Origin of the sequence: Streptomyces novaecaesareae, assembly GCF_000716875.1 — a bacterium.
GTDB lineage: Bacteria > Actinomycetota > Actinomycetes > Streptomycetales > Streptomycetaceae > Kitasatospora > Kitasatospora novaecaesareae.
Genome location: NZ_JNWQ01000012.1, coordinates 1 through 23,474 on the forward strand (window position 1 = coordinate 1; position 23,474 = coordinate 23,474).

23 protein-coding genes and 1 pseudogene are annotated in these 23,474 nt (G+C 72.9%); 7 read left to right on the plus strand and 17 right to left on the minus strand.

Going from position 1 to position 23,474, the window contains the following annotated elements:
- The coding region (locus OP86_RS06620) for a polysaccharide deacetylase family protein (RefSeq protein WP_033331179.1) at window positions 1-613 on the plus strand (613 nt) is incomplete at its 5' end.
- Window positions 614-676: 63 nt separating this feature from the next.
- Here the strand turns inward: OP86_RS06620 and OP86_RS06625 are convergent.
- The gene (locus OP86_RS06625) at window positions 677-1,495 is read right to left on the minus strand and encodes an SDR family NAD(P)-dependent oxidoreductase (protein ID WP_030055659.1); all 819 of its coding nucleotides are present in this window, start codon (window positions 1,493-1,495) and stop codon (window positions 677-679) included.
- Window positions 1,496-1,777: 282 nt separating this feature from the next.
- On the opposite strand from OP86_RS06625, the gene OP86_RS06630 reads away from it, so the two are divergent.
- Window positions 1,778-2,647: a 3-hydroxybutyryl-CoA dehydrogenase gene (locus OP86_RS06630; RefSeq protein WP_030055658.1), complete on the plus strand. Its 870-nt coding sequence runs from the start codon at window positions 1,778-1,780 to the stop codon at window positions 2,645-2,647.
- A gap of 83 nt (window positions 2,648-2,730) precedes the next feature.
- Here the strand turns inward: OP86_RS06630 and OP86_RS06635 are convergent, their stop codons facing one another.
- The 11 genes from OP86_RS06635 to infC form a co-directional block, all read right to left on the minus strand.
- Window positions 2,731-3,573, minus strand: a complete 843-nt coding sequence (locus tag OP86_RS06635; protein ID WP_030055657.1) for a chitosanase — start codon at window positions 3,571-3,573, stop codon at window positions 2,731-2,733.
- Between the two features lie 122 nt (window positions 3,574-3,695).
- A complete protein-coding gene (locus OP86_RS06640; protein ID WP_030055656.1) occupies window positions 3,696-4,661 on the minus strand; it encodes an ABC transporter permease subunit in 966 nt (321 codons plus the stop codon).
- Window positions 4,658-5,584 carry an ATP-binding cassette domain-containing protein gene (locus tag OP86_RS06645; protein WP_051829767.1) on the minus strand — a complete coding sequence of 309 codons (927 nt, stop codon included), beginning with the start codon at window positions 5,582-5,584 and terminating at the stop codon, window positions 4,658-4,660. Before OP86_RS06645 ends, OP86_RS06640 begins: the two co-directional genes overlap by 4 nt.
- Window positions 5,584-6,021, minus strand: a complete 438-nt coding sequence (locus tag OP86_RS06650; protein WP_051829768.1) for a GntR family transcriptional regulator — start codon at window positions 6,019-6,021, stop codon at window positions 5,584-5,586. Before OP86_RS06650 ends, OP86_RS06645 begins: the two co-directional genes overlap by 1 nt.
- A 124-nt stretch (window positions 6,022-6,145) precedes the next feature.
- Window positions 6,146-8,647, minus strand: coding sequence for a phenylalanine--tRNA ligase subunit beta (gene pheT / locus OP86_RS06655; RefSeq protein ID WP_030256207.1), 2,502 nt, complete (start codon window positions 8,645-8,647; stop codon window positions 6,146-6,148).
- Window positions 8,647-9,768, minus strand: a complete 1,122-nt coding sequence (pheS, locus tag OP86_RS06660) for a phenylalanine--tRNA ligase subunit alpha (protein ID WP_030055652.1) — start codon at window positions 9,766-9,768, stop codon at window positions 8,647-8,649. Before pheS ends, pheT begins: the two co-directional genes overlap by 1 nt.
- Before the next feature lie 291 nt (window positions 9,769-10,059).
- Window positions 10,060-11,163, minus strand: a complete 1,104-nt coding sequence (locus OP86_RS06665; protein WP_030055651.1) for a sensor histidine kinase — start codon at window positions 11,161-11,163, stop codon at window positions 10,060-10,062.
- 115 nt (window positions 11,164-11,278) lie between these two features.
- The gene (locus OP86_RS06670) at window positions 11,279-12,145 is read right to left on the minus strand and encodes a TrmH family RNA methyltransferase (RefSeq protein WP_030055650.1); all 867 of its coding nucleotides are present in this window, start codon (window positions 12,143-12,145) and stop codon (window positions 11,279-11,281) included.
- A gap of 164 nt (window positions 12,146-12,309) precedes the next feature.
- Entirely contained in the window at window positions 12,310-12,705 is a 396-nt protein-coding gene (rplT, locus tag OP86_RS06675; protein ID WP_030055649.1) for a 50S ribosomal protein L20, read from the minus strand.
- A 109-nt stretch (window positions 12,706-12,814) separates the two neighbouring features.
- Entirely contained in the window at window positions 12,815-13,009 is a 195-nt protein-coding gene (gene rpmI / locus OP86_RS06680; RefSeq protein ID WP_030055648.1) for a 50S ribosomal protein L35, read from the minus strand.
- 143 nt (window positions 13,010-13,152) lie between these two features.
- On the minus strand, window positions 13,153-13,887 hold the full coding sequence (infC, locus tag OP86_RS06685; protein WP_063832308.1) for a translation initiation factor IF-3: 735 nt from the start codon (window positions 13,885-13,887) through the stop codon (window positions 13,153-13,155).
- 480 nt (window positions 13,888-14,367) lie between these two features.
- On the opposite strand from infC, the gene OP86_RS06690 reads away from it, so the two are divergent.
- Complete coding sequence (locus OP86_RS06690; protein ID WP_051829769.1) at window positions 14,368-14,745, plus strand: DUF1844 domain-containing protein; 378 nt, start codon at window positions 14,368-14,370, stop codon at window positions 14,743-14,745.
- Between the two features lie 82 nt (window positions 14,746-14,827).
- Here the strand turns inward: OP86_RS06690 and OP86_RS06695 are convergent, their stop codons facing one another.
- Complete coding sequence (locus tag OP86_RS06695; RefSeq protein ID WP_051829770.1) at window positions 14,828-15,601, minus strand: SseB family protein; 774 nt, start codon at window positions 15,599-15,601, stop codon at window positions 14,828-14,830.
- Between the two features lie 91 nt (window positions 15,602-15,692).
- Here OP86_RS06695 and OP86_RS06700 point away from each other — a divergent pair, with 91 nt between their 5' ends.
- The 3 genes from OP86_RS06700 (at window position 15,693) to OP86_RS06710 (ending at window position 18,571) form a co-directional block, all read left to right on the plus strand.
- Window positions 15,693-16,910: an amino acid deaminase/aldolase gene (locus OP86_RS06700; RefSeq protein ID WP_030055643.1), complete on the plus strand. Its 1,218-nt coding sequence runs from the start codon at window positions 15,693-15,695 to the stop codon at window positions 16,908-16,910.
- 43 nt (window positions 16,911-16,953) lie between these two features.
- On the plus strand, window positions 16,954-17,406 hold the full coding sequence (locus OP86_RS06705) for a hypothetical protein (protein WP_063832309.1): 453 nt from the start codon (window positions 16,954-16,956) through the stop codon (window positions 17,404-17,406).
- Window positions 17,407-17,653: 247 nt separating this feature from the next.
- Window positions 17,654-18,571, plus strand: coding sequence for a lytic polysaccharide monooxygenase auxiliary activity family 9 protein (locus tag OP86_RS06710; RefSeq protein ID WP_030055641.1), 918 nt, complete (start codon window positions 17,654-17,656; stop codon window positions 18,569-18,571).
- A gap of 143 nt (window positions 18,572-18,714) precedes the next feature.
- Here OP86_RS06710 and OP86_RS32795 read toward each other — a convergent pair whose 3' ends face one another.
- The 4 genes and pseudogenes from OP86_RS32795 to OP86_RS06725 all read right to left on the minus strand — a co-directional run bounded on the left by OP86_RS32795 (window position 18,715) and on the right by OP86_RS06725 (window position 22,399).
- Window positions 18,715-19,872: a DUF2510 domain-containing protein gene (locus OP86_RS32795; RefSeq protein ID WP_033331184.1), complete on the minus strand. Its 1,158-nt coding sequence runs from the start codon at window positions 19,870-19,872 to the stop codon at window positions 18,715-18,717.
- 98 nt (window positions 19,873-19,970) lie between these two features.
- On the minus strand, window positions 19,971-20,771 hold the full coding sequence (locus OP86_RS06720; RefSeq protein ID WP_030256222.1) for a 3-oxoacyl-ACP reductase: 801 nt from the start codon (window positions 20,769-20,771) through the stop codon (window positions 19,971-19,973).
- A 7-nt stretch (window positions 20,772-20,778) separates the two neighbouring features.
- Window positions 20,779-20,943, minus strand: a pseudogene (locus tag OP86_RS35640) (aldehyde dehydrogenase family protein); the annotation flags it as partial.
- A gap of 10 nt (window positions 20,944-20,953) precedes the next feature.
- Complete coding sequence (locus OP86_RS06725) at window positions 20,954-22,399, minus strand: glutamine synthetase family protein (protein ID WP_078588541.1); 1,446 nt, start codon at window positions 22,397-22,399, stop codon at window positions 20,954-20,956.
- Window positions 22,400-22,555: 156 nt separating this feature from the next.
- On the opposite strand from OP86_RS06725, the gene OP86_RS06730 reads away from it, so the two are divergent.
- Window positions 22,556-23,299, plus strand: a complete 744-nt coding sequence (locus OP86_RS06730) for a gamma-glutamyl-gamma-aminobutyrate hydrolase family protein (RefSeq protein WP_030055637.1) — start codon at window positions 22,556-22,558, stop codon at window positions 23,297-23,299.
- The last annotated feature ends 175 nt before the right edge of the window (window positions 23,300-23,474 follow it).

The following is a 23,474-nucleotide window of genomic DNA, read 5'->3' on the forward strand; positions in this document are numbered from 1 at the left end:
GCTCGCGCCCGGCACCCCGGTCGAGGTCGTGTACGGGCCGCGCACCGGCAAGAACGTGGCGCTCACCTTCCACGGCAGCGGCGACCCGAAGCTGGCCACCGCACTGCTGGAGATCGCCGAGCAGCGCGGCGCCAAGCTGACCGTGATGGTCGTCGGCAGCTGGCTCGACCAGCAGCCGCAGATGGCCCGGCGGATCCTGGACGGCGGCCACGAGCTGGGCAACCACACCCAGAACCACCTCAACATCTCCGCCATGACGCCCGACCAGGCGCGGGCCGAGATCGCCCAGTGCGCCGACCGGCTGCAGCGGCTCACCGGCTCGATCGGCCGCTGGTTCCGGCCCTCCGCCACGCAGTACGCCACCCCGATGGTGCGCGAGCAGGCCAAGGCCGTCGGCTACGAGCACGTGCTCTCCTTCGACGTCGACCCGCGCGACTACAGCGATCCCTCGGCCGCCGAACTGCAGCGCCGGGTGCTGAACTCGGTGCGCGGCGGTTCGGTGGTGGCCCTGCACATGGGCCACCAGTGCACGGTGGACGCACTGCCGGCCATCTTGGACGGGCTCGCCAAGGCGGGGCTCAAGCCGGTGACCGCCAGCCAGCTGTGCGCGTGAGGGCCGAGTACTCCTGAGGCCCGGGGGCGCCCGAGGCCCGGGGGCGCCCGAGCGCCGTACCGGTCAGACCATCGGGTCGTCGTCCTTGTACGGGCGCAGCCGCAGCGTGCGCGCGTCCGCGGCGCGGATCGCCTCGGCCTGGTGGACCAGTTCCTCCAGGTCGTCCCGCCCGGCGTGGATGAACCGCCCGTGCAGCGCGTCGAAGCGGCCGCGGGCGGCGTCCACGGTGACCGCGACCATGTACGGGATGGAGCCCCAGGCCTTCATGTCCCTGAACATCGGCATCCTGGCGGTCATGTCGGTGGCCACCGCGCCCGGGCTGATGTCGAGGACGACGACGTCGTGCCGGGCGAGCGAGTCCGCCATGTTGTCGGAGAGCTGGAGCAGTGCGCCCTTGGAGGTGGCGTAGGCGGTGTAGTTGCCGTCGGGGCGCAGCGCGAAGCCGGAGTTGAGGTTGATCACCCGGCCGCTCCGCCGGGCGACCATACCGGGCAGTACGCAGCGCAGCAGGTTGTAGGGGCCGCGCAGGTTGGTCTCGATCACCTGCCACCACTGGTTGGCGTCGGTCTCCCAGATCGGCACCTCGGCGCGGTCGACCAGGCCGGCGTTGTTGATCAGCAGGTCGATCGGGCCGAGGTCGCGCTCGACGAGCCGTACGGCCTCGCGCACCGAGCCGGGCCGGGTGACGTCGGCGGTGACGGCGACGCCCCGGGAGCCGTGCTTGACGCACTCCCTGAGGGTCTCGGTCAGCGTCTCGTGGGTGCGGCCGACCAGGCCGACGGCCATTCCCTCGGCGGCCAGGCCGATGGCGATCTCCCGGCCGATGCCCCGGCCGGCGCCGGTGACCAGGGCGACCTGTCCTGTGAGCGATCCCGTCGGCACCGTGTGCTCCCTTCCCGTCCCCGGCCCCCGTCTGCGGCATTCTGTCGGTCGGCGGACGGTGGCGGCCCCGGGCACACCCGCCGGGCGCACGGCCTCACCCGTTCGGGCGACTCCCGGCGGTGGCACTCCTCCGGGGAGGGGGTGACCTACTGGCCGGTACGGAGTAGTAACGTCGTCGGGGCGGTGACCGGTGCACCCATTCCGGCACACCGGCCCGTTGACCAGCAGCTCGCTGGGCCACCAGTCGCTGGGCGACCCCCAGCACCACCGAAGGGCAACTGAGTGAGTGACATCGCGCGCGTCGGAGTAGTCGGCTGCGGTCTGATGGGGTCGGGCATCGCCGAGGTCTTCGCCCGGGCCGGGCTGGACGTCCTGGTGTCGGAGGCCAGCGGTGAGGCGCTGGAGTTCGGCCGTACCCGGCTGACCAACTCCCTGGACACGGCGGTCAAGCGCGGCAAGCTGACCCCCGAGCAGCGGGACGAGGCGATGGCCCGGCTGTCCTTCACCGTGGAGCTGTCCGACTTCGCCGACCGCGACCTGGTGGTCGAGGCCGTGGCCGAGCGCGAGGACATCAAGGTCCGGATCTTCCAGACGCTGGACCAGGTGATCGAGCGCCGCGACGCGATCCTCGCCTCCAACACCTCCTCGATCCCGATCGTGAAGCTGGCCGCCGCCACCTCCCGCCCGGAGCAGGTCATCGGCCTGCACTTCTTCAACCCGGCGCCGGTGCAGAAGCTGGTCGAGGTCATCCCGACCCTGACCACCTCGGCGACCACCACCGAGCGGGTCGAGGCCTTCGCCACCCAGGTGCTCGCCAAGGAGCCGATCCGCGCCCGTGACCGGGCCGGCTTCGTGGTCAACGCGCTGCTGGTGCCGTACCTGCTGTCCGCGGTGCGGATGTTCGAGTCGGGCGTGGCCACCGCCTCCGACATCGACAAGGGCATGGAGGCCGGCTGCGCCCACCCGATGGGCCCGCTGCGGCTGTGCGACCTGATCGGCCTGGACACCATCGTCTCGATCGCCGAGTCGATGTACGACGAGTACAAGGAGCCGCTGTACGCCGCTCCGCCGCTGCTCTCCCGGATGGTCGACGCGGGCCTGCTGGGCCGCAAGTCCGGCCGCGGCTTCTACGACTACACCGCGAGCGCCTGACCGCTTCCGGCGGGAGCGACAGCGGGGCCCGGCGGCCGTGATCCGGCCGTCGGGCCCTGCTCCTCGTGGCTTTTGACGTCGCGTCAGCTGTTGATGGCGTAGCTGTCGCCGTAGACCTTCCACTTCAGCGGCGGGTTGAGGTCGAAGTTCCTGGCGTTGAGGAAGACCAGCTGCTCGGTGTCCACCCGGCTGGTGTCGGAGTGGGCGTCCTCCTTCTTCATGACCACCTTGCGGGCGTCCATGAACGCCTTGAGGTAGGTGGTCTCGTCGCCGCCCTGGGCGGGGGTCCTGGCCTTCTTCATGGCGGCGGCGCGGATGCCGCCGAAGCTGTCCGAGCTGTCGCCCGGGCCGTGCATGACGATGGCGTCGTAGTAGACGAACTGGCCGAGCGCGCGCAGGCCGTCGGCCTTGGCCTGGTTGACGGAGGGGTTGAAGTAGACGCGGTCGCGCTCGTCGTTCTGGGCCTGCTGGAAGACGGTGTCCTTGGCGGCCGTGGCCCAGTCGCGCTCGAAGGCGGAGCCGAGGCCGGCGTGCGACTCGGTGCCGTTGACCTTCTTCAGAGCCGGCAGGTACTTGGCGAGGATGTTGCCGGGCTTGAGGTCGGTGTAGTGCTGGACCAGCTCCAGCATGTCGCCCGTGCCGGAACAGAAGCCGATGATGCCGGCGGTGTAGCCGCGGCCGTCCTTGATGTCCTCGATGTACTTGTACTGGGCCTTCCAGTCCAGTGAGGAGTTCTCCGCACTGGACACCAGCTGCATCGCGATGTCCTTCTTGTGCGGGTCGTCCAGCCCGACCCCCTTGAGCTGGACGGACGCGGCCGGCGCCGGAGCGGCCTGGGCCGCCGTGGTGGCCGCGACGGTGAGGGGCGCGGCCACCAGGGCGGCGGCGAGGGCTATGCGGAGGGCACGACGGGGCTGAGGGCGCATGGGACGCTCCGATTCCTCATGGGTTAGGAAACTTTCCTAACGAGAGGAAAGGAAACGCCCTCCGGCCCCGCCCCCGCAAGGGTTTTGACGGAAACTCTTCAAGCGATCATGGGAGCCCCAGGTCAGACCGCCCGGCGCCGGACCCACCAGACCGCCGCCGCGCACAGGGCCACGGCGAGCAGGGCCGTCCAGCCGAACTCGATGAACTGGAAAGGCCAGTAGCGGTCGGCCGGCTGGTAGGACTCGTGCAGCGAGTAGCCGCCATCGCTCAGCAGCTTCTGGGCCCCGTAGTAGTCGCCGCCCAGATCGTAGAGCCGGTCGAGGCCGAGCCGGTTCCCCGCCGGGTCGGTGACCCAGAAGCTGCCCTCCCAGCGGTGGTCGAGCGAGGTCTGGGCGAGCGTGTGCACGGTGTCCTCGAACGGGGTGCGGTAGTGGAAGCGCAGCGACTCGGCGACCAGGGTGGTCACCACCGAGGCCGCCACCCCGATCCCCACCGCCACCAGCGTCCGCCGCAGCACGGCCCCGGCGAGCGCGGACAGCGCGAAGACCAGCAGCACCCGGCCCAGCAGCGCGGGAGGGGCGCTGGCGAACACCAGCGGAGCGAACCGGCCCCCAGTCGCCGCCAGCGGCGCGATCCACCAGTTGAGCACCGCCGCCGTCAGGGCCGTCGCGACGGCCAGCGTGCTGCCGACGACGACCAGTCCGCCGACCGTCCAGCGGGTGCGCCCGGCTCCCTGGGTCCAGGCGAAGCGCACCGTGCCGTGCTCGAACTCCCGGGCCAGCAGCGGGGCTCCGACGAACGCCCCGAGGGCACCGCCCAGGAAGTAGACCACGTTCCCGCCGACCATCAGCCCGGTGCCGTACTCGCGCCGGAACTCCTTCCAGCGCTCGTTGCACGTCCGCAGCGCCATGTCGCACTCGGCCGCACCGGAGCGGTCGAGTCCCGCGTGGACGTAGTACCCGGTGACGGCCAGCACGAGGATCAGCCCGGCGAGGACGCCCAGCAGGGTCCGCAGCGCGGGCCGGTGGCGCAGCCCGGCCGCCCGCAGGACGGCGGAGCGGGGCGGCGCGATGGTCGTGGAGCTCACGGCAGCAGTACCTTCTCGTTCGGGGGGAGGGCCCCGCGCGGGCCGGGGAGGGCGGAGGCGGTCGGCTCGCGCAGGTAGGCGAGCACCAACTCCTCCAGGCCGATGCGCTGTTGGCGCCATTCGCCGGAGACCGGGGCGTCCACGCCACCGGTGCGGACCAGCAGGTGGGACTGGGCTCCGGCCCGGCGGTCGCGGACCACCGGCAGCCGGTCGGCGACGTCGTCCGCCTCGACGGTCGGGCCGGTGAGCATCCGGTGGCCGCCCAGCAGGTCGTCCACCTCCCCCGCCACCTGGACCCGGCCGCCGCCGAGCACCACCAGGTAGTCGCAGCTCTGCTCCAGCTCGTTGACGGCGTGGGAGGAGAACATCACCGACAGCCCGTCCTCGGCCACCGCGGTCAGCAGCACGGCCATGAAGTCATGCCGGGCCAGCGGGTCGAGCGAGGCCAAGGGCTCGTCCAGCAGCAGGAGTTCGGGGCGCTTGGCGAGCGCGAGGGCGAGCGAGACCTGGGCCTGCTGACCGCCGGAGAGGCGGCCGTACCGGCGGTCCAGCGGAATGCCGAGGCCCTCCAGGTGGGCCTTGGCGCGGTCGCCGTCCCACCGGCGGTTGAGGTGGCGGCCCATCGCGAGCAGGTCGCGTACGGGCAGGCCCGGGTAGAGCGAGGCGTTCTGGGCGACGAAGCCGATCCGGTCCAACGCCCTGGGCGAGCCGGGGAGTTGGTCGCCGAGGACGGTCAGGGCGCCCTCGCTCGGCAGGCTCAGGCCGGCGGCCAGGCTCAGCAGCGTGGTCTTGCCGGCGCCGTTCGGGCCGACCAGCGCCACCACGTGCCCGGCCGGGACGGCGAGCCGGCAGTCCCGCAGCGCCCAGGAGCGGCGGTAGCGCTTGCCGAGCCCGGCGCAGTCGATCACCGTGTCCACGGCCATCAGGCCACCACCCCGTCCCGACCCTCGCGCAGGTCGCGCAGCGCGTCCTCGAACACCGCGGCCATCCCCTCCTCGTCCAGCCCGGCGGTCCGCGCCGAGCGCATCCAGTCCAGCAACCCCCGCCGCAGCGCGGCCCGTTCGCGCAGCGGCACCACCCCTGCGGGCAGCCCCCGTACGAAGGTGCCCTGGCCCCGGCGGCCGACGGCGAGGCCTCGGTGCTCCAGTTCGCGGTACGCCTTGAGCACGGTGTTCGGGTTGATCGCCAGCCCGGCCACCGCCTCGCGCACCCGGGGCAGCCGGTCCCCCTCGGTCAACCAGCCCATCCGCAGCGCCTGTTCGACCTGCTGCACGAGCTGCAGATAGGTCGGGACGCCGGAGGCCGGGTCCAGGCGGAACTCGATCGGCGAGGGCTGGTCGTCGCCTTTATCTACTTCCATAGGTAAAGAGATAAACCATGAGCTGAGACTCCGTCAACCCAAGACACCGTCAAATCCGGGAAACGCGAAGGGCCCCGCCCGGACCTCGGTGGTCCGGGCGGGGCCCTCCTGGGGCGCTACGGGATCAGGCGCCGCGCAGCACCGCTCCGGTGCGGGCGACGGCCTCGGCCACGGCCGCCTCGCGGGCCGCGCTGGCCTCGTCGGCGGTCAGCGTGCGGTCGACGGCGCGGAAGCGCAGCGCGTAGGCCAGCGACTTCTTGCCCTCGCCGATCTGCTCGCCGGTGAACACGTCGAACAGCCGGATGGCCTCCAGCAGTTCGCCGGCGCCCGCGCGCAGCGCGGACTCGACGTCGGCGGCCGGGACCTTCGTGTCGACGATCAGCGCGACGTCCTGGGTGGCCACCGGGAAGCCGGAGACGGTCGGGCCACTGACCCGCTCGGCACCGTCGGCCGTCAGCAGGTCGACGTCGATCTCCATCGCGGCGCTACGGGCCGGCAGCCCGAGCGCCTTGACCACCCGCGGGTGCAGCTCACCGGCGTGGCCGACCACCCGGTCGGTGCCGGCGACGACCAGCTCGGCGCAGCGGCCCGGGTGCCAGGGCGCCAGCTGCCCCTGGCGCACGGTCAGCTCGACGCCGGCCGCACGGGCCACCGTGCGGGCCGCCTCGACGGCGTCCGCCCAGGAGGCCTGGTCGCCCTTGCCCCACCAGCCCGACGGCAGCCGCTCGCCCGCGAGGGCGACGGCGATCCGGCGCGGCTGGTCCGGCAGCGCGGCGTCGAGCTCGGCCAGCTCCTCGTCGCTGGGCCGGTGGTCGACGGCCGGGCGGGGGGCCACGCTCAGCTCGTCCTTGGGCAGGAAGACGGTGCCGGTCTCGAAGATCGCCAGGTCGGTGTTGCCGCGGCCGATGTTGCGGCGCAGCGCCCCGAGCAGGCCCGGCAGCATGGTGGTGCGCAGCGCCGGCTCCTCGTCGTTGAGCGGGTTGACCAGCTTCACCGTCCGGCGGCGGCGGTCGTCCGCCTCCAGGCCGAGCGCCTCCCAGGCGGCCTCGCCGAGGAACGGGTAGTTGTTGACCTCGACGTAGCCGGCCGCGGCCAGCGCGACGCCGATCCGGCGGTTGACGCGCTGGGCCTCGGTCAGGCCCTTGCCCGGCGGGACGTTGGGCATCCGGGCGGGGACGTTGTCGTAGCCCTCCAGCCGGATGACCTCCTCCGCGAGGTCGTACGGGTCGGTGAGGTCGGGGCGCCAGGTCGGCGGGGTGACCTCCAGGACGTCCGCACCGGCGACCGAGCAGCCGACCTCCTGCAGGCGCCGGGTGACGGTCTCGCGGCCGTACTCGGTGCCGGCCACCCGGTCGGGCAGGTCGGCGGCGATGGTGATGGTGCGCACCGGGTGCGGGGCGGCGATGTCGGTGACCCCGGCCTCGGCGGTGCCGCCGGCGATCAGGACGAGCAGGTCGACGGCGCGCTGCGCGGCGGCGCGGGCGGCCTCCGGGTCGACGCCGCGCTCGAAGCGCTTGGACGCCTCGGAGGGCAGCTTGTGCCGCTTGGCGGTGCGGGCGATGGCGACCGGGTCGAAGTGCGCCGCCTCGATGATGACCTCGGTGGTGCCCGGGCCGGCGGCCGGGTCGAGGATCTCGGTGGAGGCGCCGCCCATGACGCCGGCCAGGCCGATCGGGCCGCTGCTGTCGCAGATCAGCAGGTCCTCGGCGGAGAGCTTGCGCTCGACGCCGTCGAGGGTGGTGAGGGTCTCGCCCTCCTCCGCCCGGCGGACCACGATCGGGCCGTTCACGCGCTGCTTGTCGTAGGCGTGCAGCGGCTGGCCGACCTCCAGCATCACGTAGTTGGTGATGTCGACGGTCAGCGAGATCGGGCGGATGCCGGCCTTCTGCAGGCGGCGCTGCAGCCAGATCGGGGACTTGGCGTTCGGGTCGACGCCGACGACCGTACGGGCCACGAAGCGGTCGCAGCCGACCGGGTCGTTGACCTTGACCAGGTAGCCGAAGGAGTTGGCCGGCGGCACGTCGAGCAGCGCCGGGTCGGCCAGCGGCAGACCGTACGCGGCGGCGGCCTCGCGGGCCACCCCGCGCAGCGACAGGCAGTAGCCGCGGTCCGGGGTGACGGCGATGTCGAGCACCTCGTCGACGAGCTGGAGCAGCTCGATGGCGTCGGTGCCGGGCTCGTACTCCGGCGGGAGCACGATGATGCCGCTGTGGTCGTCGCCCATGCCCAGCTCACGGGCGGAGCAGATCATGCCGGCCGAGGTGTGGCCGTAGGTCTGGCGGGCCGCGATCGGGAAGGGGCCGGGCAGCACGGCGCCGGGGAGCACGACCACGACCTTGTCGCCGACCGCGAAGTTGGTCGCGCCGCAGACGATCTCCTGCGGCTCGCCGGTGCCGTTGGCGTCGCCGACGTTGACGTAGCAGTGCCGGATCGGCTTCTTGAAGCCGGTCAGCTCGTCGATGGAGAGCACCTCGCCGACCACCAGCGGGCCCTTGAGCTCGCCGCCGAGCTGCTCGACGGTCTCGACCTCCAGGCCGGCCCGGACCAGGCGCTCGGCGACGTCACGGCCGGTCTCGCCGGCCGGCAGGTCGACGTACTCGCGCAGCCAGGAAAGCGGGACGCGCATCAGATCTCCATCCCGAACGGGAGGGTGAAGCGCACGTCACCCTCGACCATGTCGCGCATGTCGGCGACGTTGTGACGATTCATCAGGATCCGCTCCAGGCCCAGGCCGAAGGCGAAGCCGCTGTAGCGGTTCGGGTCGACGCCGCAGGCGATGAGCACCCGCGGGTTGACCACGCCGCAGCCGCCGAGCTCGATCCAGCCCTCGGAGGAGCAGGTGCGGCACGGCCGGTCCGGGTTGCCGACGCTCGCCCCGCGGCACACGAAGCACTGCAGGTCGATCTCGGCCGACGGCTCGGTGAACGGGAAGTACGAGGGGCGCCAGCGCAGTTCCAGACCGCCACCGATCAGCTTCTCGACCAGCACCTCGATGGTGCCCTTGAGGTCGGCGAAGGTGATGCCCTCGTCCACCGCGAGACCCTCGACCTGCCGGAAGACCGGGGTGTGGGTGGCGTCCAGCTCGTCGGTCCGGTAGACCCGGCCGGGGCAGACCACGTAGAGCGGGGGCTCGCGGTCGAGCATGGTGCGGGCCTGGACCGGGGAGGTCTGGGTGCGCAGCACCACGCCCGAGTCGGCGGAGCCGTCCGGGGCCTGGACGAAGAAGGTGTCCTGCATCGAGCGGGCCGGGTGGTCCGGGCCCAGGTTGAGGGCGTCGAAGTTGAGCCACTCGGCCTCGACCTCGGGGCCCTCGGCGACCTGGTAGCCCATGGCCACGAAGGTGTCCTCGATGCGCTCGGCCATGGTGGTCAGCGGGTGCCGGGCGCCGCGCGGGGTGCGGTCGTACGGCAGCGTGACGTCCACCGCCTCCTCGACCAGCACGCGGGTGTCCCGCTCCGCCTCCAGCTCGGCCTGCCGCCGGGCGTGGGCCTGACCGACCACGCCGCGGGCCTGGCCGATCATCTTGCCGGCGGCGGCCTTGGCGTGCGGGGGCAGGGCGCCGATCTCGCGGTTGGCGAGCGAGAGCGGGGACCGGTCGCCGGTGTGGGCGACCTTGGCCTGCTTCAGCTCGTCCAGGGTGGTGGCGGCGGCGAAGGCGGCGACGGCCTCGTCCCGCGCCTGCTCCACCACCTCGGGCTTGAGGGCCTCGACCTCGACCGGGTCGTACGACTTGTTGGGTGCCGACATCTCTATCTTTCCCGTGCTCCTGCTCGTCCGTGCTCAGGTGGGTGGGCTCGCCTTCGCGTCACGCCCGGCGGGGCCGGAGGCACGGGCAGCCGTTCTCCGTTCACCGGAGGCTCACGGGAGTGGATGTCCGCGGCTCAGCCGCGCAGGGCGTTGCGCGACGCCAAAGGTCGAGTGTAGTCGCAGCGCGTAGCGCGGCTGCCGCGAAGCCCGTCCGGCGGGACCTCGGCGCTCTGTCGGGGCTGCTCCGCCGTTCGTTCCCGCACCCTCGGGGCGGGAACGCGGAGCAGCGGTTCAGAGCATGAAGTCGGGGACGCCGGCGGGCAGGATGAATCGGAACCGGGCGCCGCCGCCGGGTGCGCGGTCGACGCTGATGGAACCGCCGTGGGCCTCCACGATGCCCTTGACGATGTAGAGGCCCAGGCCCGTGCCGCCGCGCTTGGAGCCGCGCCAGAAGCGGGTGAAGACGCGCGGCATCGATTCCTCGGGGATGCCGCTTCCTTCATCGCTCACGGTGACCGCTGTGCCTTCCACGATGCGGGGCGGAGTGCCGGAGCGCTCCCAGACGGGCGCCTCGACGACCTCCTTGGCCGGTGCCACCTCGATCGTGACAGTTCCCTCGCCGTGCCGCACCGCATTTTCCAGCAGGTTGCCGAGCACCTGGTCGACCTTGTCCGGGTCGGCCCACAGGACGGTCAGCGGCTCGTTGACCCGGACGTCGAAGCGCTCCTCGGGGATGCCGGTGGCGACCTTGCGCTCGACGTGCCGGTGCACCGCCGCGGCCAGGTCCACCACCTGCTTGCGCAGCTCCAGCCGGCCCGCGTCGATCCGGGAGATGTCCAGCAGCTCGGCGATCAGCCGGGTGACCCGGTCGGCGTCGGCGTCCACCGTCTCCAGCATCAGCCGCTTCTGCCCGTCGGTGAACCGCTCCCACTTGGCCAGCAGCGTCGCCGTGAAGCCCTTGACGCTGGTCAGCGGCGAGCGCAGCTCGTGCGCGACGGTGGCGATCAGCTCGGCGTGGCTGCGCTCGGTGCGGCGCCGCGCCTCGGTGCCGCGCAGGGCGATCACCAGGCGCTCCACCGGCCCGCACCGCGCCGTACGGACGTACCGGGCGGAGACCAGCACCTCGCGGCCGCCGGGCAGCAGCAGGTTGCGCTCCGGCTGGCGGGTGCGGGTGGCCAGGCCGCCGTACGGGTCGGTCAGCTGCCACCAGCGCCGGCCGTCCAGGTCCTCCAGCTGGAGGACGTCCTCCAGCTCGCTGCCGAGCGCGGCCTCCGCGGACACGCCGGTGAGCCGGGCCGCGGCCCGGTTGAAGCAGACCACCCGGCCCAGCCCGTCGGCGACCACCAGGCCGTCCGGAAGGTCGTCCGGATCGAGCTCGGGCCCGCTGCCGACCATGGGTTGCCTCCCCGATTACCCACCGTGCCGTTCCCCCCACCGAGGCAGACCCTAGCGCCTCCCAGGCCCCCGCAGTAGGGCTTGCAGGGGGGTGATCCACGCGCCCCCGGGTGCGTCAGGCGTTCGAGCGGCAGCCGCCCGGCGAACGCTGCGCCCGCGCCGAGGCGTACAGGCAGACGGCCGCGGCGGTGGCCAGGTTGAGGCTCTCGGCGTGGCCGTGGATCGGGACGCGCACGACCTCGTCGGTGAGCGCCCGGGTCTCCTCCGGGAGCCCCCACGCCTCGTTGCCGAACACCCACGCGCCGGGCGCGGCCAGGGTGCCCTCGTCCAGCTCCTGGTCCAGGTCGCGCTCCCCCGCGCCGTCCGCGGCGAGCACCCGGACGCCCGCCTCGCGCAGCTTGCCGACGGCCTCCTCGACCGGCACGCCGACGGCCACCGGCAGGTGGAAGAGGCTGCCCACGGAGGCCCGGACGGCCTTCGGGTTGTAGAGGTCCACCGAGGCGTCGGTGAGCACCACCGCGTCCGCCCCGGCCGCGTCGGCGGTGCGCAGCACGGTGCCGGCGTTCCCGGGGTCGCGCACGTGGGCGAGGATCGCGACCAGCCGGGGGCGGGCCTTGAGCACCTCGTCGAAGGGGGTGTCGATGAAGCGGCAGAGCGCCACGATGCCCTGCGGGGTCACGGTGTCGCAGATCCCGGCGATGACCTCGTCGGTGGCGGTCAGCACCGGCAGCCCCTCGGCGAGGGCGGCCTCGACGATGCCGGCGTGCCGCTCGGCGGCCTCCGGGGTCGCGTAGACCTCCACCACGGCGTGCTCGGCCGTGCCCGGCAGCCTGCCGAACGCGATGGCCTCCCGGACGGCCTGCGGGCCCTCGGCCAGGAAGCGGCGCTCCTTGGTCCGCTGGTTGCGCTTGGCCAGCCGGCGGGCGGCGACGACGCGCGGCGAGCGCAGGGAGGTCAGCAGGGGGGTGTCGGTGCTCGGCATGGTCTCGTTCTCTGGAGGCGCCGGCGGGCGCGGGGCGCCGGCGGACGGAGGCTGCTGGGGGCGGCGGTCACCCGGGGGGCGGTGGCCGCCTGGGGGCTGAAACGCAGAACCGGACCCGCAGGAGAGCCTGCGGGTCCGGTCAGAGCTCAACCGATCTCGGAAGATCAGGCGGCGTCCGCGGCGGCCTTCGGGGCGTTCACGTCGGCCGGCAGCGCCTTCTGGGCGACCTCGACCAGGGAGGCGAACGCACCCGGGTCGTTGACGGCCAGGTCGGCCAGCATCTTGCGGTCGATCTCGACGCTGGCGGCCTTCAGACCCTGCACGAAGCGGTTGTAGGTGATGCCGTTGGCACGGGCCGCAGCGTTGATGCGCTGGATCCACAGCTGACGGAAGTCGCCCTTGCGCTTCTTGCGGTCGTTGAAGTTGTAGACCAGCGAGTGGGTGACCTGCTCCTTGGCCTTGCGGTACAGGCGCGAGCGCTGGCCACGGTAGCCGCTGGCGCGCTCCAGGATGACCCGGCGCTTCTTGTGGGCGTTGACTGCCCGCTTGACGCGTGCCACTTGATTACTCCTTGGGTTGGACCACGGACTACTTCACGTGGTCCGTCATTCGAATGGGTCGGGAAGGATCAGCTGCCCCGCTCACGGCTCGCGCCGGGCGGGAGGGCGATCACTTGCCGAGAAGCTTCTTGATCTTCTTGGCGTCAGCGGGGGCCAGCTCGACCGTCCCGGCCAGCTTGCGGGTCAGCGTCGAGGGCTTGTGCTCCAGGAGGTGGCGGCGGCCGGCGCGCTCGCGCAGCACCTTGCCAGAGCCACTGATCTTGAAGCGCTTGCTGGCGCCACTGTGCGTCTTCTGCTTCGGCATTTCGCCGTATCTCCTCGTCGGTCCCGTTCGCGCCCGCGCAGCGCGTGCCACGCGGGCGTGAACTGGATGGATCTGTGGTGACCGGGCGGGCTGCCCCGTCACCCTTGGGGCCGGTCCCCCGGACTGCCCTGGGCCGTGAAGGCTCAGGCGCCCTGGGAGGCGGCCGGCTGCTCGACCGGAGCCTCGGCCTCGGTGGCCGGCGCCTCGGCCGGGGCGTCCTGCGCCTCGGTCACGGCGTCCTCGGTCACCAGGTCCTCGGCCACCGCGTCGTCGTCGTCCGCGGAGGCGGCGTCGGAGCCGGTACGGCCCTGACGCTCGGCCTTGCGGGCGTCCGCGAGGGCGCGGGCCTCGGCCATCGCCTCGGTCTTCTTCTTGTGCGGGCCAAGAACCATGATCATGTTACGGCCGTCCTGCTTCGGCGAGGACTCGACGAAGCCCAGGTCCTGGACGTCGTCGGCGAGCCGCTGCAGCAGGCGGAAGCCCAGCTCGGGGCGGGACTGCTCACGACCGCGGAACATGATCGTGATCTTGACCTTGTCGCCCTGCTTGAGGAACCGAACGACGTGACCCTTCTTGGTGTCATAGTCGTGCGGGTCGATCTTCGGCCGGAGCTTCATCTCCTTGATGACCGTGTGCGCCTGGTTCTTGCGCGCCTCACGGGCCTTCATGGCCGACTCGTACTTGAACTTGCCGTAGTCCATGAGCTTGCACACCGGCGGCCGGGCGGTCGCCGCGACCTCGACCAGGTCGAGGTCGTACTCCTGCGCAAGCTCCAGCGCCTTGGCAAGCGGCACGATGCCGACCTGCTCGCCGCTGGGACCGACGAGTCGCACCTCGGGGACGCGAATCCGGTCGTTGATGCGGGGCTCGGTGCTGATGGGGCCTCCTCGGTTGCACCTTCTGCGATGCGGCCGTCGGACGGCGGTCGCACGTAGTGGACTCGACCACTGGGCGGGGCTTCATTCGTGCTGCGCTGCCCGGCACCCTCCGGCACCGTGTGCACCCGCGACACGAAAAAAGCCCCGCTCGGTACAAGCGGGGCTCCACACAACCGGGGGCGGCGCCCGGTGAGGGACGCTGCGGCGACTCGGCGCCAGGGCGCCCGTCGCGGACCGGGACCCGTCGACCGCGAGGTCGATCAGGTGGGAGACTTTCGCGGTTGCCCTCTCGGGCCTCCTCGGTGGAGCCTCCTCTTGCTGGCCAGGCACCCCATACGGGATCCCGGCCGGTCAGTCTCGAAGCATACAGCGCCCGGAGGTCGAAATCCATTCCGCCCCCGCGCACTGCCCTTTCCGGCGCGTTCCGGGCCCCTTGTACGCTCCACGTGTACCCACACGGCACGACGGAACGAGCCCCTCTTGAGCAGCGAGCCCACCCAGACCCCCGGCGCGGACGACGACGCGATCGGCTTCGACGACCTCACCCGCGACATCGCCGAGGTCCCGGCCGTCGAGGTGATCACCACCGTCGCCGTGCACCTGATGAGCGCGGCCGCCGTCAAGTGCGGTCTCGCCGAGGGCGGCGAGAAGGACAAGGACCTGGACGAGGCCCGCAAGCTGATCACCGCGCTGGCCGGGCTGGTCACCGCCGGTGCCCCGGAGATCAGCAACTTCCACGCCGCCCCGCTGCGTGACGGGCTGCGCTCGCTGCAGCTCGCCTTCCGCGAGGCCTCCCTCGTCCCGGACGCGCCGGGCGCGGGCCCGGGCGAGAAGTTCACCGGTCCGGTCTACTCCTGATCCTGAGACCGACCTCGGAAGGAGCGCCCCGCCCGGGGCGCTCCTTCCCGTTTTCCGCCGCTTCCTACCGCTCCTACCGCTCCTACCGCCGGTACAGCGGCTCCCCGGGCAGCTCGGCGTCCGCCGGCAGCACCGCGAGGTCCAGCCCGCGGTCCAGCCGCACCCGCAGCACCGGGTCGGCGGCCACCGCCTGCCCGACCCGCTGCGCCGCGGCCTGCAGCCCCGGCTGGTCGAGCGCCGCGTCGAACACCACCGCGAGCACCCCGTCCGAGCCGTCGGAGGCCGCCAACAGCCCGGCGACCACCTGCGGCTCGGCCGCCAGCAGCGCCCGGACCGCCTCGCGCACCTCGGGGTCCCGGGCCGGCGGCAGGAACGGGCGGTTCTCCGCGAGCGCCCGCAGCCGGGCACCCGTCAGCTGGTAGGCCACCGGCCCGGCCGGATCGATCAGCAGGGTGTCGGCCCGCTCCGAGAAGGCCACCATCGCGGCCTGCGGGGCGGCCACCGGCGCCGGCCGGGCGTCGGCGCGCCAGCGGGCCAGCGCCTCCAGCGAGGTGAAGGCCGGCAGCGCGCGGCGCCCGTCCGGGGCCTCCAGCACCGGGACGGCCATGTCGCTGCTCTTGTCGTGCTTGTGCCCGTGCTCGTCCACCTCGACCTCGCCGAGGAGCGCGACGATCGGGACCATCAGCCGGGTCGGGGTCAGCGCCGCCAGCACCCCGGGCTCCGCCGTACGGTCCTGCGACCAGCGGGCGAGGGCCTCGGTGAGCGCCGGGTCGGCGGTGCCGTCGTCGTCGCCGAAGCCGGGGTTCGGGATGCTCTTGCCGACGAACGCCGGGTTGGAGAAGTCTTTGCGGTCCACCCGCCCGACCCTATGCCACCCCCCGCGACAGCCCCCATTTCCCTGCACGCGCCCCCTACCCACCGGTAGTCCGCTGTGGCACCCTGCGCCCATGGTGATCCTCGACGCACCCGCGCCCGCCCCGGCCTCCGACCGCCACCGGTACGACCGGGCCACCGCCCATCTGGACGGGCCGGTCGCCGTCGTGGACCTCGCCGCCTTCGACGCCAACGCCGCCGACCTGGTGCGCCGGGCGGGCGGCAAGCCGGTCCGGGTCGCCAGCAAGTCGGTGCGCTGCCGGGCCCTGCTGGAGCGGGTGCTGGCCACGGACGGCTTCGCCGGGGTGATGAGCTTCACCCTGGACGAGTCGCTCTGGCTGGCCCGTACCGGCGTCCGCGACATCCTGCTCGCCTACCCCTCCGCCGACCGGGCCGGCTTCGCCGAGCTGACCGCCGACCCGGAGGCTGCCCGCGAGATCGCCGTCGTGCTGGACGACCCGGCCCAACTCGACCTGATCGACAAGGCCCGGGGCGGCGACGCCGAGGTGCGGGTCTGCCTGGAGCTGGACACCGCGCTGCACCTGCTGGGCGGCCGGATCCGGGTCGGCGCCCGGCGCTCGCCGCTGCGCACCCCCGAGGACCTCGGCGCCTTCGCCGAACTCGTCCAGCGCCGCCCGGGCTTCCGGGTGGTCGGCCTGATGGCGTACGAGGGCCACGTCGCCGGGGTGGGCGACCGGGTGCCCGGGCGGCCGGTGCGCTCGCAGCTGATCCGGCTGATGCAGGCCACGTCCCGGGCCGAACTGGCCGAACGGCGCGCGGCGGTGGTCCGGCGGCTGCGGCAGGTGGCCGAGCTGGAGTTCGTCAACGGCGGCGGCACCGGCAGCGTGGAGTCCACCGTGGCCGAGCGCGCCGTCACCGAGGTGGCGGCCGGCTCCGGGCTGTACGCACCGCAGCTGTTCGACAACTACCGCTCCTTCCGGGGCCGTCCGGCCGCCCTGTTCGGCCAGCCGGTGGTGCGCCGCCCCGGCGTCGGCGTGGTGACGGTGCTCGGCGGCGGCTACCCGGCCTCCGGCGCGGCCGGCCCGGATCGCTCGCCGGTACCGTACCTGCCGCCGGGCCTGCGCTACGACCCGATGGAGGGCGCCGGGGAGGTGCAGACCCCGCTGCTCGGCTCGGCCGCCGACGACCTGCTGATCGGCGACCGGGTCTGGTTCCGGCACGCCAAGGCGGGCGAGCTGTGCGAGCGCTTCGCCGAACTGCACCTGATCGAGGGCGACCGGGTCGTCCGGACCGTCCCGACCTACCGGGGCGAGGGAAAGACGTTCCTCTGACGCTTCGTCCGCCCTTGCCCTACCGTGGTGCCGACACTGCGTCATGAACGAGGGAGCGGCATTGGACGCCGAGATCACGGAAATCGCAACGAGGGGCGCGGCCGCTCTGGCCGGCCTCATGGTCACCTCGGCCTGGGAGCGGGTCAAGCCGCGCATCGCGGCGATGTTCGGCCACAAGGCGGAGTCGGTCTCCGAGGAGCTGGACGAGACCCACGCCGAGCTGGTCGCGGCGCAGGAGGGCGACAGCGAGTCCGCCGCCCAGAGCGCGCAGGGCGAGTGGGCGCCGAAGCTTCGCCGACTGCTGGCCGGCAACCCGGCCATGGTCGACGAACTCCGGTCGATCCTCGACGAGTTCGCACCGGAGCCGCCGGAGGAGGCGACCACCGTGTACCACAACGAGCTCAAGAACACGACGGTCCACGGCACCGTCCTCCAGGTCGGCAACGCCGGCAAGGTCGTCCACACCGAGACGGTCAACGGCAACCTGAACTTCTGAGCCCGACCTTTCCGGAGCCTTAAGCGGGCCCGATGGAAGACCCAACTCCGGCCTTCCATCGGGCCTTTGCGCTGATCGGGGGCATACAGTCCGTCAACAAGCGGTCCACACACGGCTATTGCGCTCTGGTCCAGACCAATCCTACGCTCTGGCCGGGGGTCGCGCACCGGGCCGGCGGCCCCCGAGCGGGCAGGCGTGCCCGTTCCCCCACACCCGCCCGGAACGACGGTCAAGGAGTCCCCACCCCATGTCCATCAAGCGAAGTGCCCTGTCCGTCGGTGTGGTCGGCGCCGCGGTCCTCGCCGTGGCCGCGACCGCCGCCGGCACCGCCGGCGCCCACGGCACGATGACCAACCCCGTCAGCCGGGTCGCCGCCTGCTACGCGGAGGGCCCCGAGCACCCGGTGTCCCAGGTCTGCAAGGACCTCGTCGCCGCGAGCGGCACCCAGCCGCTGTACGACTGGAACGAGGTCAACATCGCCAACGCCAACGGCAACCACCAGGCGCTGATCCCGGACGGCAGGCTCTGCTCGGCCAACCGCGACAAGTACGCCGCCCTGGACTGGCCGCGCACCGACTGGCCCGCCACCCCGGTCAAGGCCGGCGCGTTCACCTTCCAGTTCCGCACCACCGCGCCGCACATCGGCACCCAGACCGTCTACCTCACCAAGCCGGGCTACGACCCCACCAAGCCGCTGAAGTGGTCGGACCTCGACCCGACCCCGGTGGTCCAGGTGCAGGTCGACCGCACCGCCAGCAACGGCTACTACACCTACTCCGGCACCCTGCCGCAGCGCACCGGCCGCCAGCTGCTGTACATGATCTGGCAGCGCAGCGACAGCCCGGAGGCGTTCTACAGCTGCTCCGACGTCGACTTCGGCCCGGCTTCCGCCGCCGTCGCCCCGGCGCTCGCCGCCCAGGCCCCGGCCGCGCCCAGCGACGCCCAGATCGCGGCCGACGCCCCCAAGTCCACCGTCGCCCACCACGGCCACGGCGGGGACCCGAACGCCCCGGCCGGCCGGATCGTCCCGACCAGCTCCGCGGCCGTGGCCGGCACCTCGGCCACCGGTCCGCTGCTGCTCGCCGGTGCCGCCGCGATCGGCGTCGGCTGGGCCGGCATGGTGCTCCGGCGCCGTCGCGTCGAGGCTGTTCGACGCGACTCCTGACGCCGGACGCGGGACCGGGCCGGCCACACCCCCGTCCGGCCTGGTTCCCGTGGCACCGAGGAATCCGCGCACGTGCACGCGGCGGCGGCCCACCCGGAGGTCTCCCTCCCGGGTGGGCCGCCGCCGCGTGAGGAGCGCGGGGCTCAGGTCGTGGTGCCCCCGGTGCCCCCGGCGCCTCCCGTACCTCCGGAGCCCGCGGAGCCGCCGGAGCCGCTGGAGCCCGAACCCGAGCCGGGCAGCCCGGGGATGCTGGGGATCTTGCCCTTGTAGTCGGTGATGCCCTTGACGATGGTGTCCATCACGGCGACGTCCGGCGCCTTGTCGGCGATGTCGAAGCCGAAGTGCACCGAGACCAGCGCCTTGCCGTCGGCGGACGGGAAGACCACCGTCTGCACGTAGCCGTTGTTGCCCTTGGGCGCGTCCACCTTCCAGCGGACCAGGTAGCCGTTGCGGCCGTCGACCTTGACCGCCTCGGACTTGAGCTCCTGGTGCCCGGTGATGTCGCCGTAGGACTCCTTGGCGGCCTTGGCGATGTCGGCCTTGGCCGCCGCCTGGGCGTCGGTGCCGCCGTCGGTGATCCGGCCGGTGTTCACGCCGCCCAGGGTGCAGTTGTCGCTGCCGTCCGCGCAGGTGTACGAGCCGACGGTGATCACGGCGTAGCCGTCGCCGGCGGTGGTCGCCTGCCAGCCGGAGGGGACGGGCAGGGTGAGCCGGTTCACCGCGTCGATCGCCTGGCCGGCGCCGGGCCGGGCCTTGCCGCTGCCCTTGCCGTCCCCGCTGCCGCCGCCACCCTTGCCGCCGCTGCCCCCGTTATCACCGTTTCCGCCGGGGTCGCCGAGGCCCGGGAAACCGTTCCAGGGCCCGTAGCCGCCCTGCGGGGCCGGCCGGGCGGCGTGCTTCCCGCGGTCGCCGTGCCCGTCCATCGCCAGGTAGGTGATCCCCGAGCCGGCGCCCAGGCCGAGCAGGGCGGCGACGGCGGTCGCCACGACGAGCTTGGAGGGCTTGCGCCAGGTCTTGCGCGGCGGCGCGGCGGGCGAGCCGTAGGCCGTGCCGAAGGGCGGCGGCTCCGGGTAGCGGACGGTCGGGCCGCTCTCCAGGACCTCGCCCTCCAGCACCGTGGGCCGCTCGGTCGCGCCCGGCCCCGGCTCGCCGGCCGCCGGGGCCTGCGGCGCCGGGGCGTCCGAGGGTGCGGGCCGGGTGTCGGCCGTCCAGCCCTTGCCGTCCCACCACCGCTGTGTCCTCGGGTCGCCGGTGGTGTCCTTCGGGTCCGGGTACCACCCGGCGGGGATCTGCTCACTCACGGAAAAGAATCTAAAGGCAGCCGGATAAACGCGAAATCAGCGCGGCAGCGAATTCCCCCGGTTTTCGATGAGATTACGGTGAGAAGCCCGGCCCCGCCCTACAGCGGGGTGACGTAGGCCCCGGAGATGCCGCCGTCCACCAGGAACTCGCTCGCCGTGATGAAGGAGGAGTCGTCGCTGGCCAGGAAGGCCACCGCGGCGGCGATCTCCTCGGCCCGGGCGAACCGGCCGAGCGGGATGTGCACCAGCCGGCGGGCCGCCCGCTCCGGGTCCTTGGCGAACAGCTCGCGCAGCAGCGGGGTGTCCACCGGCCCCGGCGAGAGCGCGTTGACCCGGATCCCCTCCCGGGCGAACTGGACGCCCAGCTCGCGGGACATCGCCAGCACCCCGCCCTTGGAGGCGGTGTACGAGATCTGCGAGGTGGCCGCGCCCATCCGGGCCACGAAGCTGGCGGTGTTGATGATCGAGCCCCGGCCGTGCCGGCGCATGTACGGCAGGGCGGCCTTGCAGCACAGGTAGACCGAGGTCAGGTTGACCTCCTGGACCTTGCGCCAGGCGTCCAGCCCGGTGGTCAGGATCGAGTCGTCCTCCGGCGGCGAGATGCCCGCGTTGTTGAACGCCACGTCCACGCTGCCGTAGGTCTCGTACGCCTCGTCGAACAGCGCCTCGACCATGTACGGGTCGGTGACGTCGGTGTGCACGAACAGCCCGCCGACGGCCTTGGCCGCGGCCCGGCCCGTCTCCTCGTCGAGGTCGGCGCAGACCACCTTGGCCCCCTCCGCGGCGAGCCGGCGGGCCGCGGCCAGGCCGATGCCGCTGCCCGCGCCGGTGACCACGGCGGTGCGGCCGACGAGCCGGCGGCAGACCGGCCCGTCCTGCGCGGCGTGCTTCTCGCTCATCGGGCTGTCACTCCTCGCTGTGGATGAAGACGTTCTTGGTCTCGGTGAAGTGGCGCAGCGCGTCCGGCCCCAGCTCGCGGCCGACCCGGGAGTCGCCGAAGCCGCCGAAGGGTGTCCAGTAGCGCACCGAGGCGTGCGAGTTGACCGAGAGGTTGCCCGCCCGCACGCCCCGGGGTCATGCGTCACATCCGTTCGAAGGACCGGTAGCGCTCCCAGTCGGTGACGGCGCCGTCGTAGGCGGCCTGTTCGACCCGGGCCATGTTCAGGTAGTGCTCGACCACGTCGGCGCCGAAGGCCTCCCGGGCCAGTTCGCTCCCCGCCCACGCGTCGGCCGCCTCCCGCAGCGACCCGGGCACCCGGGCGTACTCCTCCACCGCGTACGCGTTGCCCAGGCAGGGGGCGGGCAGCTCCAGCTTGCGCTGCAGCCCGTCCAGCCCGGCCGCGATCATGCCGGCCACCGCGAGGTAGGGGTTGACATCGCCGCCCGGCACCCGGTTCTCCATCCGCAGGCCGGGGCCGTGGCCGACGACCCGGTAGGCGCAGGTGCGGTTGTCCCGGCCCCAGGCGACGGCGTTCGGGGCGAAGGAGCCCGGGCGGTAGCGCTTGTAGGAGTTGATGTTCGGGGCGTACAGCACGCTGAACTCGCGTAGTGCGGTCAGCTGGCCGGCCAGGAAGTGCCGCATGGTGTCGGTCATCCGGCCGTCGCGGTCGGCGAAGGCGGGGGCGCCGACGGCGTCGCGCAGCGAGAGGTGGATGTGGCAGCTGTTGCCCTCGCGCTCGTCGTACTTGGCCATGAAGGTGAGCGCGCAGCCGAGTTGGGCGGCGATCTCCTTCGCGCCGGTCTTGTAGACGCTGTGCTGGTCGCAGGTGGTGAGGGCATCGGCGTAGCGGAAGGCGATCTCGTGCTGGCCGAGGTTGCACTCGCCCTTGGCGGACTCCACGACCAGGCCGGCGCCGGCCATCTCGTTGCGGATCCGGGAGAGCAGCGGCTCGACCCGGGCGGTGCCCAGCATCGAGTAGTCCACGTTGTAGAGGTTCGCCGGGGTCAGGCCGCGGTAGCCGCCGAGCCAGGCCTGCTCGTAGGTGTCGCGGAAGACCAGGAACTCCAGTTCGGTGCCGATGTCGGCGGCCAGGCCGTACTCGGCGAGCCGGGCGATCTGGCGGCGCAGCAGGTGGCGCGGGGCGGCGTCCACGAGGTGGCCGCCGTGCCGGGCGAGGTCCGCGGTGACCTGGGCGGTGCCGGGCTGCCAGGGGGTCAGCCGCAGGGTGCCGAGGTCGGGGCGCATCGCGAAGTCGCCGTAGCCGGTGGCCCAGGAGGAGAAGGCGTAGCCGTCGACGGTGTTCATGTCGACGTCGACGGCCAGCAGGTAGTCGCAGGCCTCGGCGCCGTGCTCGGCGACTTCGTCGAGGAAGAACCGGGCGGCGAAGCGCTTGCCCTGCAGGCGGCCCTGCATGTCGGTGAAGGCGAGCGCGACGGTGTGCACCTCGCCGGCGTCCACCAGGGTGCGCAGCTCGTCCAGGGTCAGCGGCGGCCGGGGCGGCGAGCCCGCGGCGGTGCGCTCCGACGCGGTGCGCTCCGACGCGGTGGTCCCGGGGGTGGTGTTCTCGGGAGTGGTGTTCTCGGGCATGGCTGAACCCTCCTTCCTCGATCACTCTTCGAGATCAAGCGGTCACAGCGAACCGTACGGCCTGCGACTCGTGGGGCGGAAGAGGGCGGGCGGGTGTGGCGCGCCGATGCGCGTGGTTGGCCGTGGATCAGGCCACCCGGGGGGAGAATGCCCGCCATGGATCGCAGGCCTTTGATCGGCGTCAGCACCTACCTGGTGGACGCGAGTTGGAGCGACTGGCAGGGCCGCCGGGTGGCCCTCGTGCCCGAGCGGTACACCGCGTACGTCCAGGACTCCGGCGGTATCGCCGTCCTGCTGCCGCCGGACGCACCGGAGCGCGCGCCGGAGGTGCTGGCCCGGCTGGACGCCCTGGTCATCGCGGGCGGGCCGGACATCGACCCGGCGTACTACGGGCAGCCGGCCCATCCCGCCACCGAGGCGGACTCGCCGCGGCGGGACGCCTGGGAGGTCGCGCTGCTGCGGGCCGCGCTGGCGGCGGGGATGCCGCTGCTGGGCGTCTGCCGGGGGATGCAGGTCCTGAACGTGGTGTGCGGGGGGACGCTGGTGCAGCACGTGCCGGACGTGGTGCCGGTGGACGTGCACGGCGGGACCCCGGGGCGCTACGGGTCGCACCTGGTGCGGCCGGTGCCGGGGACGCTGCTGGGCGGGCTGCTGCCGGAGAGCGAGCTGGCGGTGCCGACCTTCCACCACCAGGCCGTCGACCGGCTCGGCGAGGGCCTGCGGGTGAGCGCCCACGCGCCGGACGGAACGGTGGAGGCGGTGGAGGGGCCGGGTTTCACGCTGGGGGTGCAGTGGCACCCGGAGCAGGGGGACGACCTGCGGCTGATGCGGGCCCTGGTCCGGGCGGCCACCGCCGCGGTGCTGGACACCGTGGTGCTGGACGCGGTGGCGCTGAGGTAGCACAACTGGGCGCGGGGGCACGGGATTTCCGCCGTACGGACGGCTGCGGCCTGCACCGGGTGCGGCCGCCCGAACGGCAACGACAACGGTCACCAGTACAGCCTTTGGATCTTTGTCGATTCTGCGGTTCACTTCGGGTGCAGGGCGGTCGCGCCGCGCCCCTGTTCCCACCCGT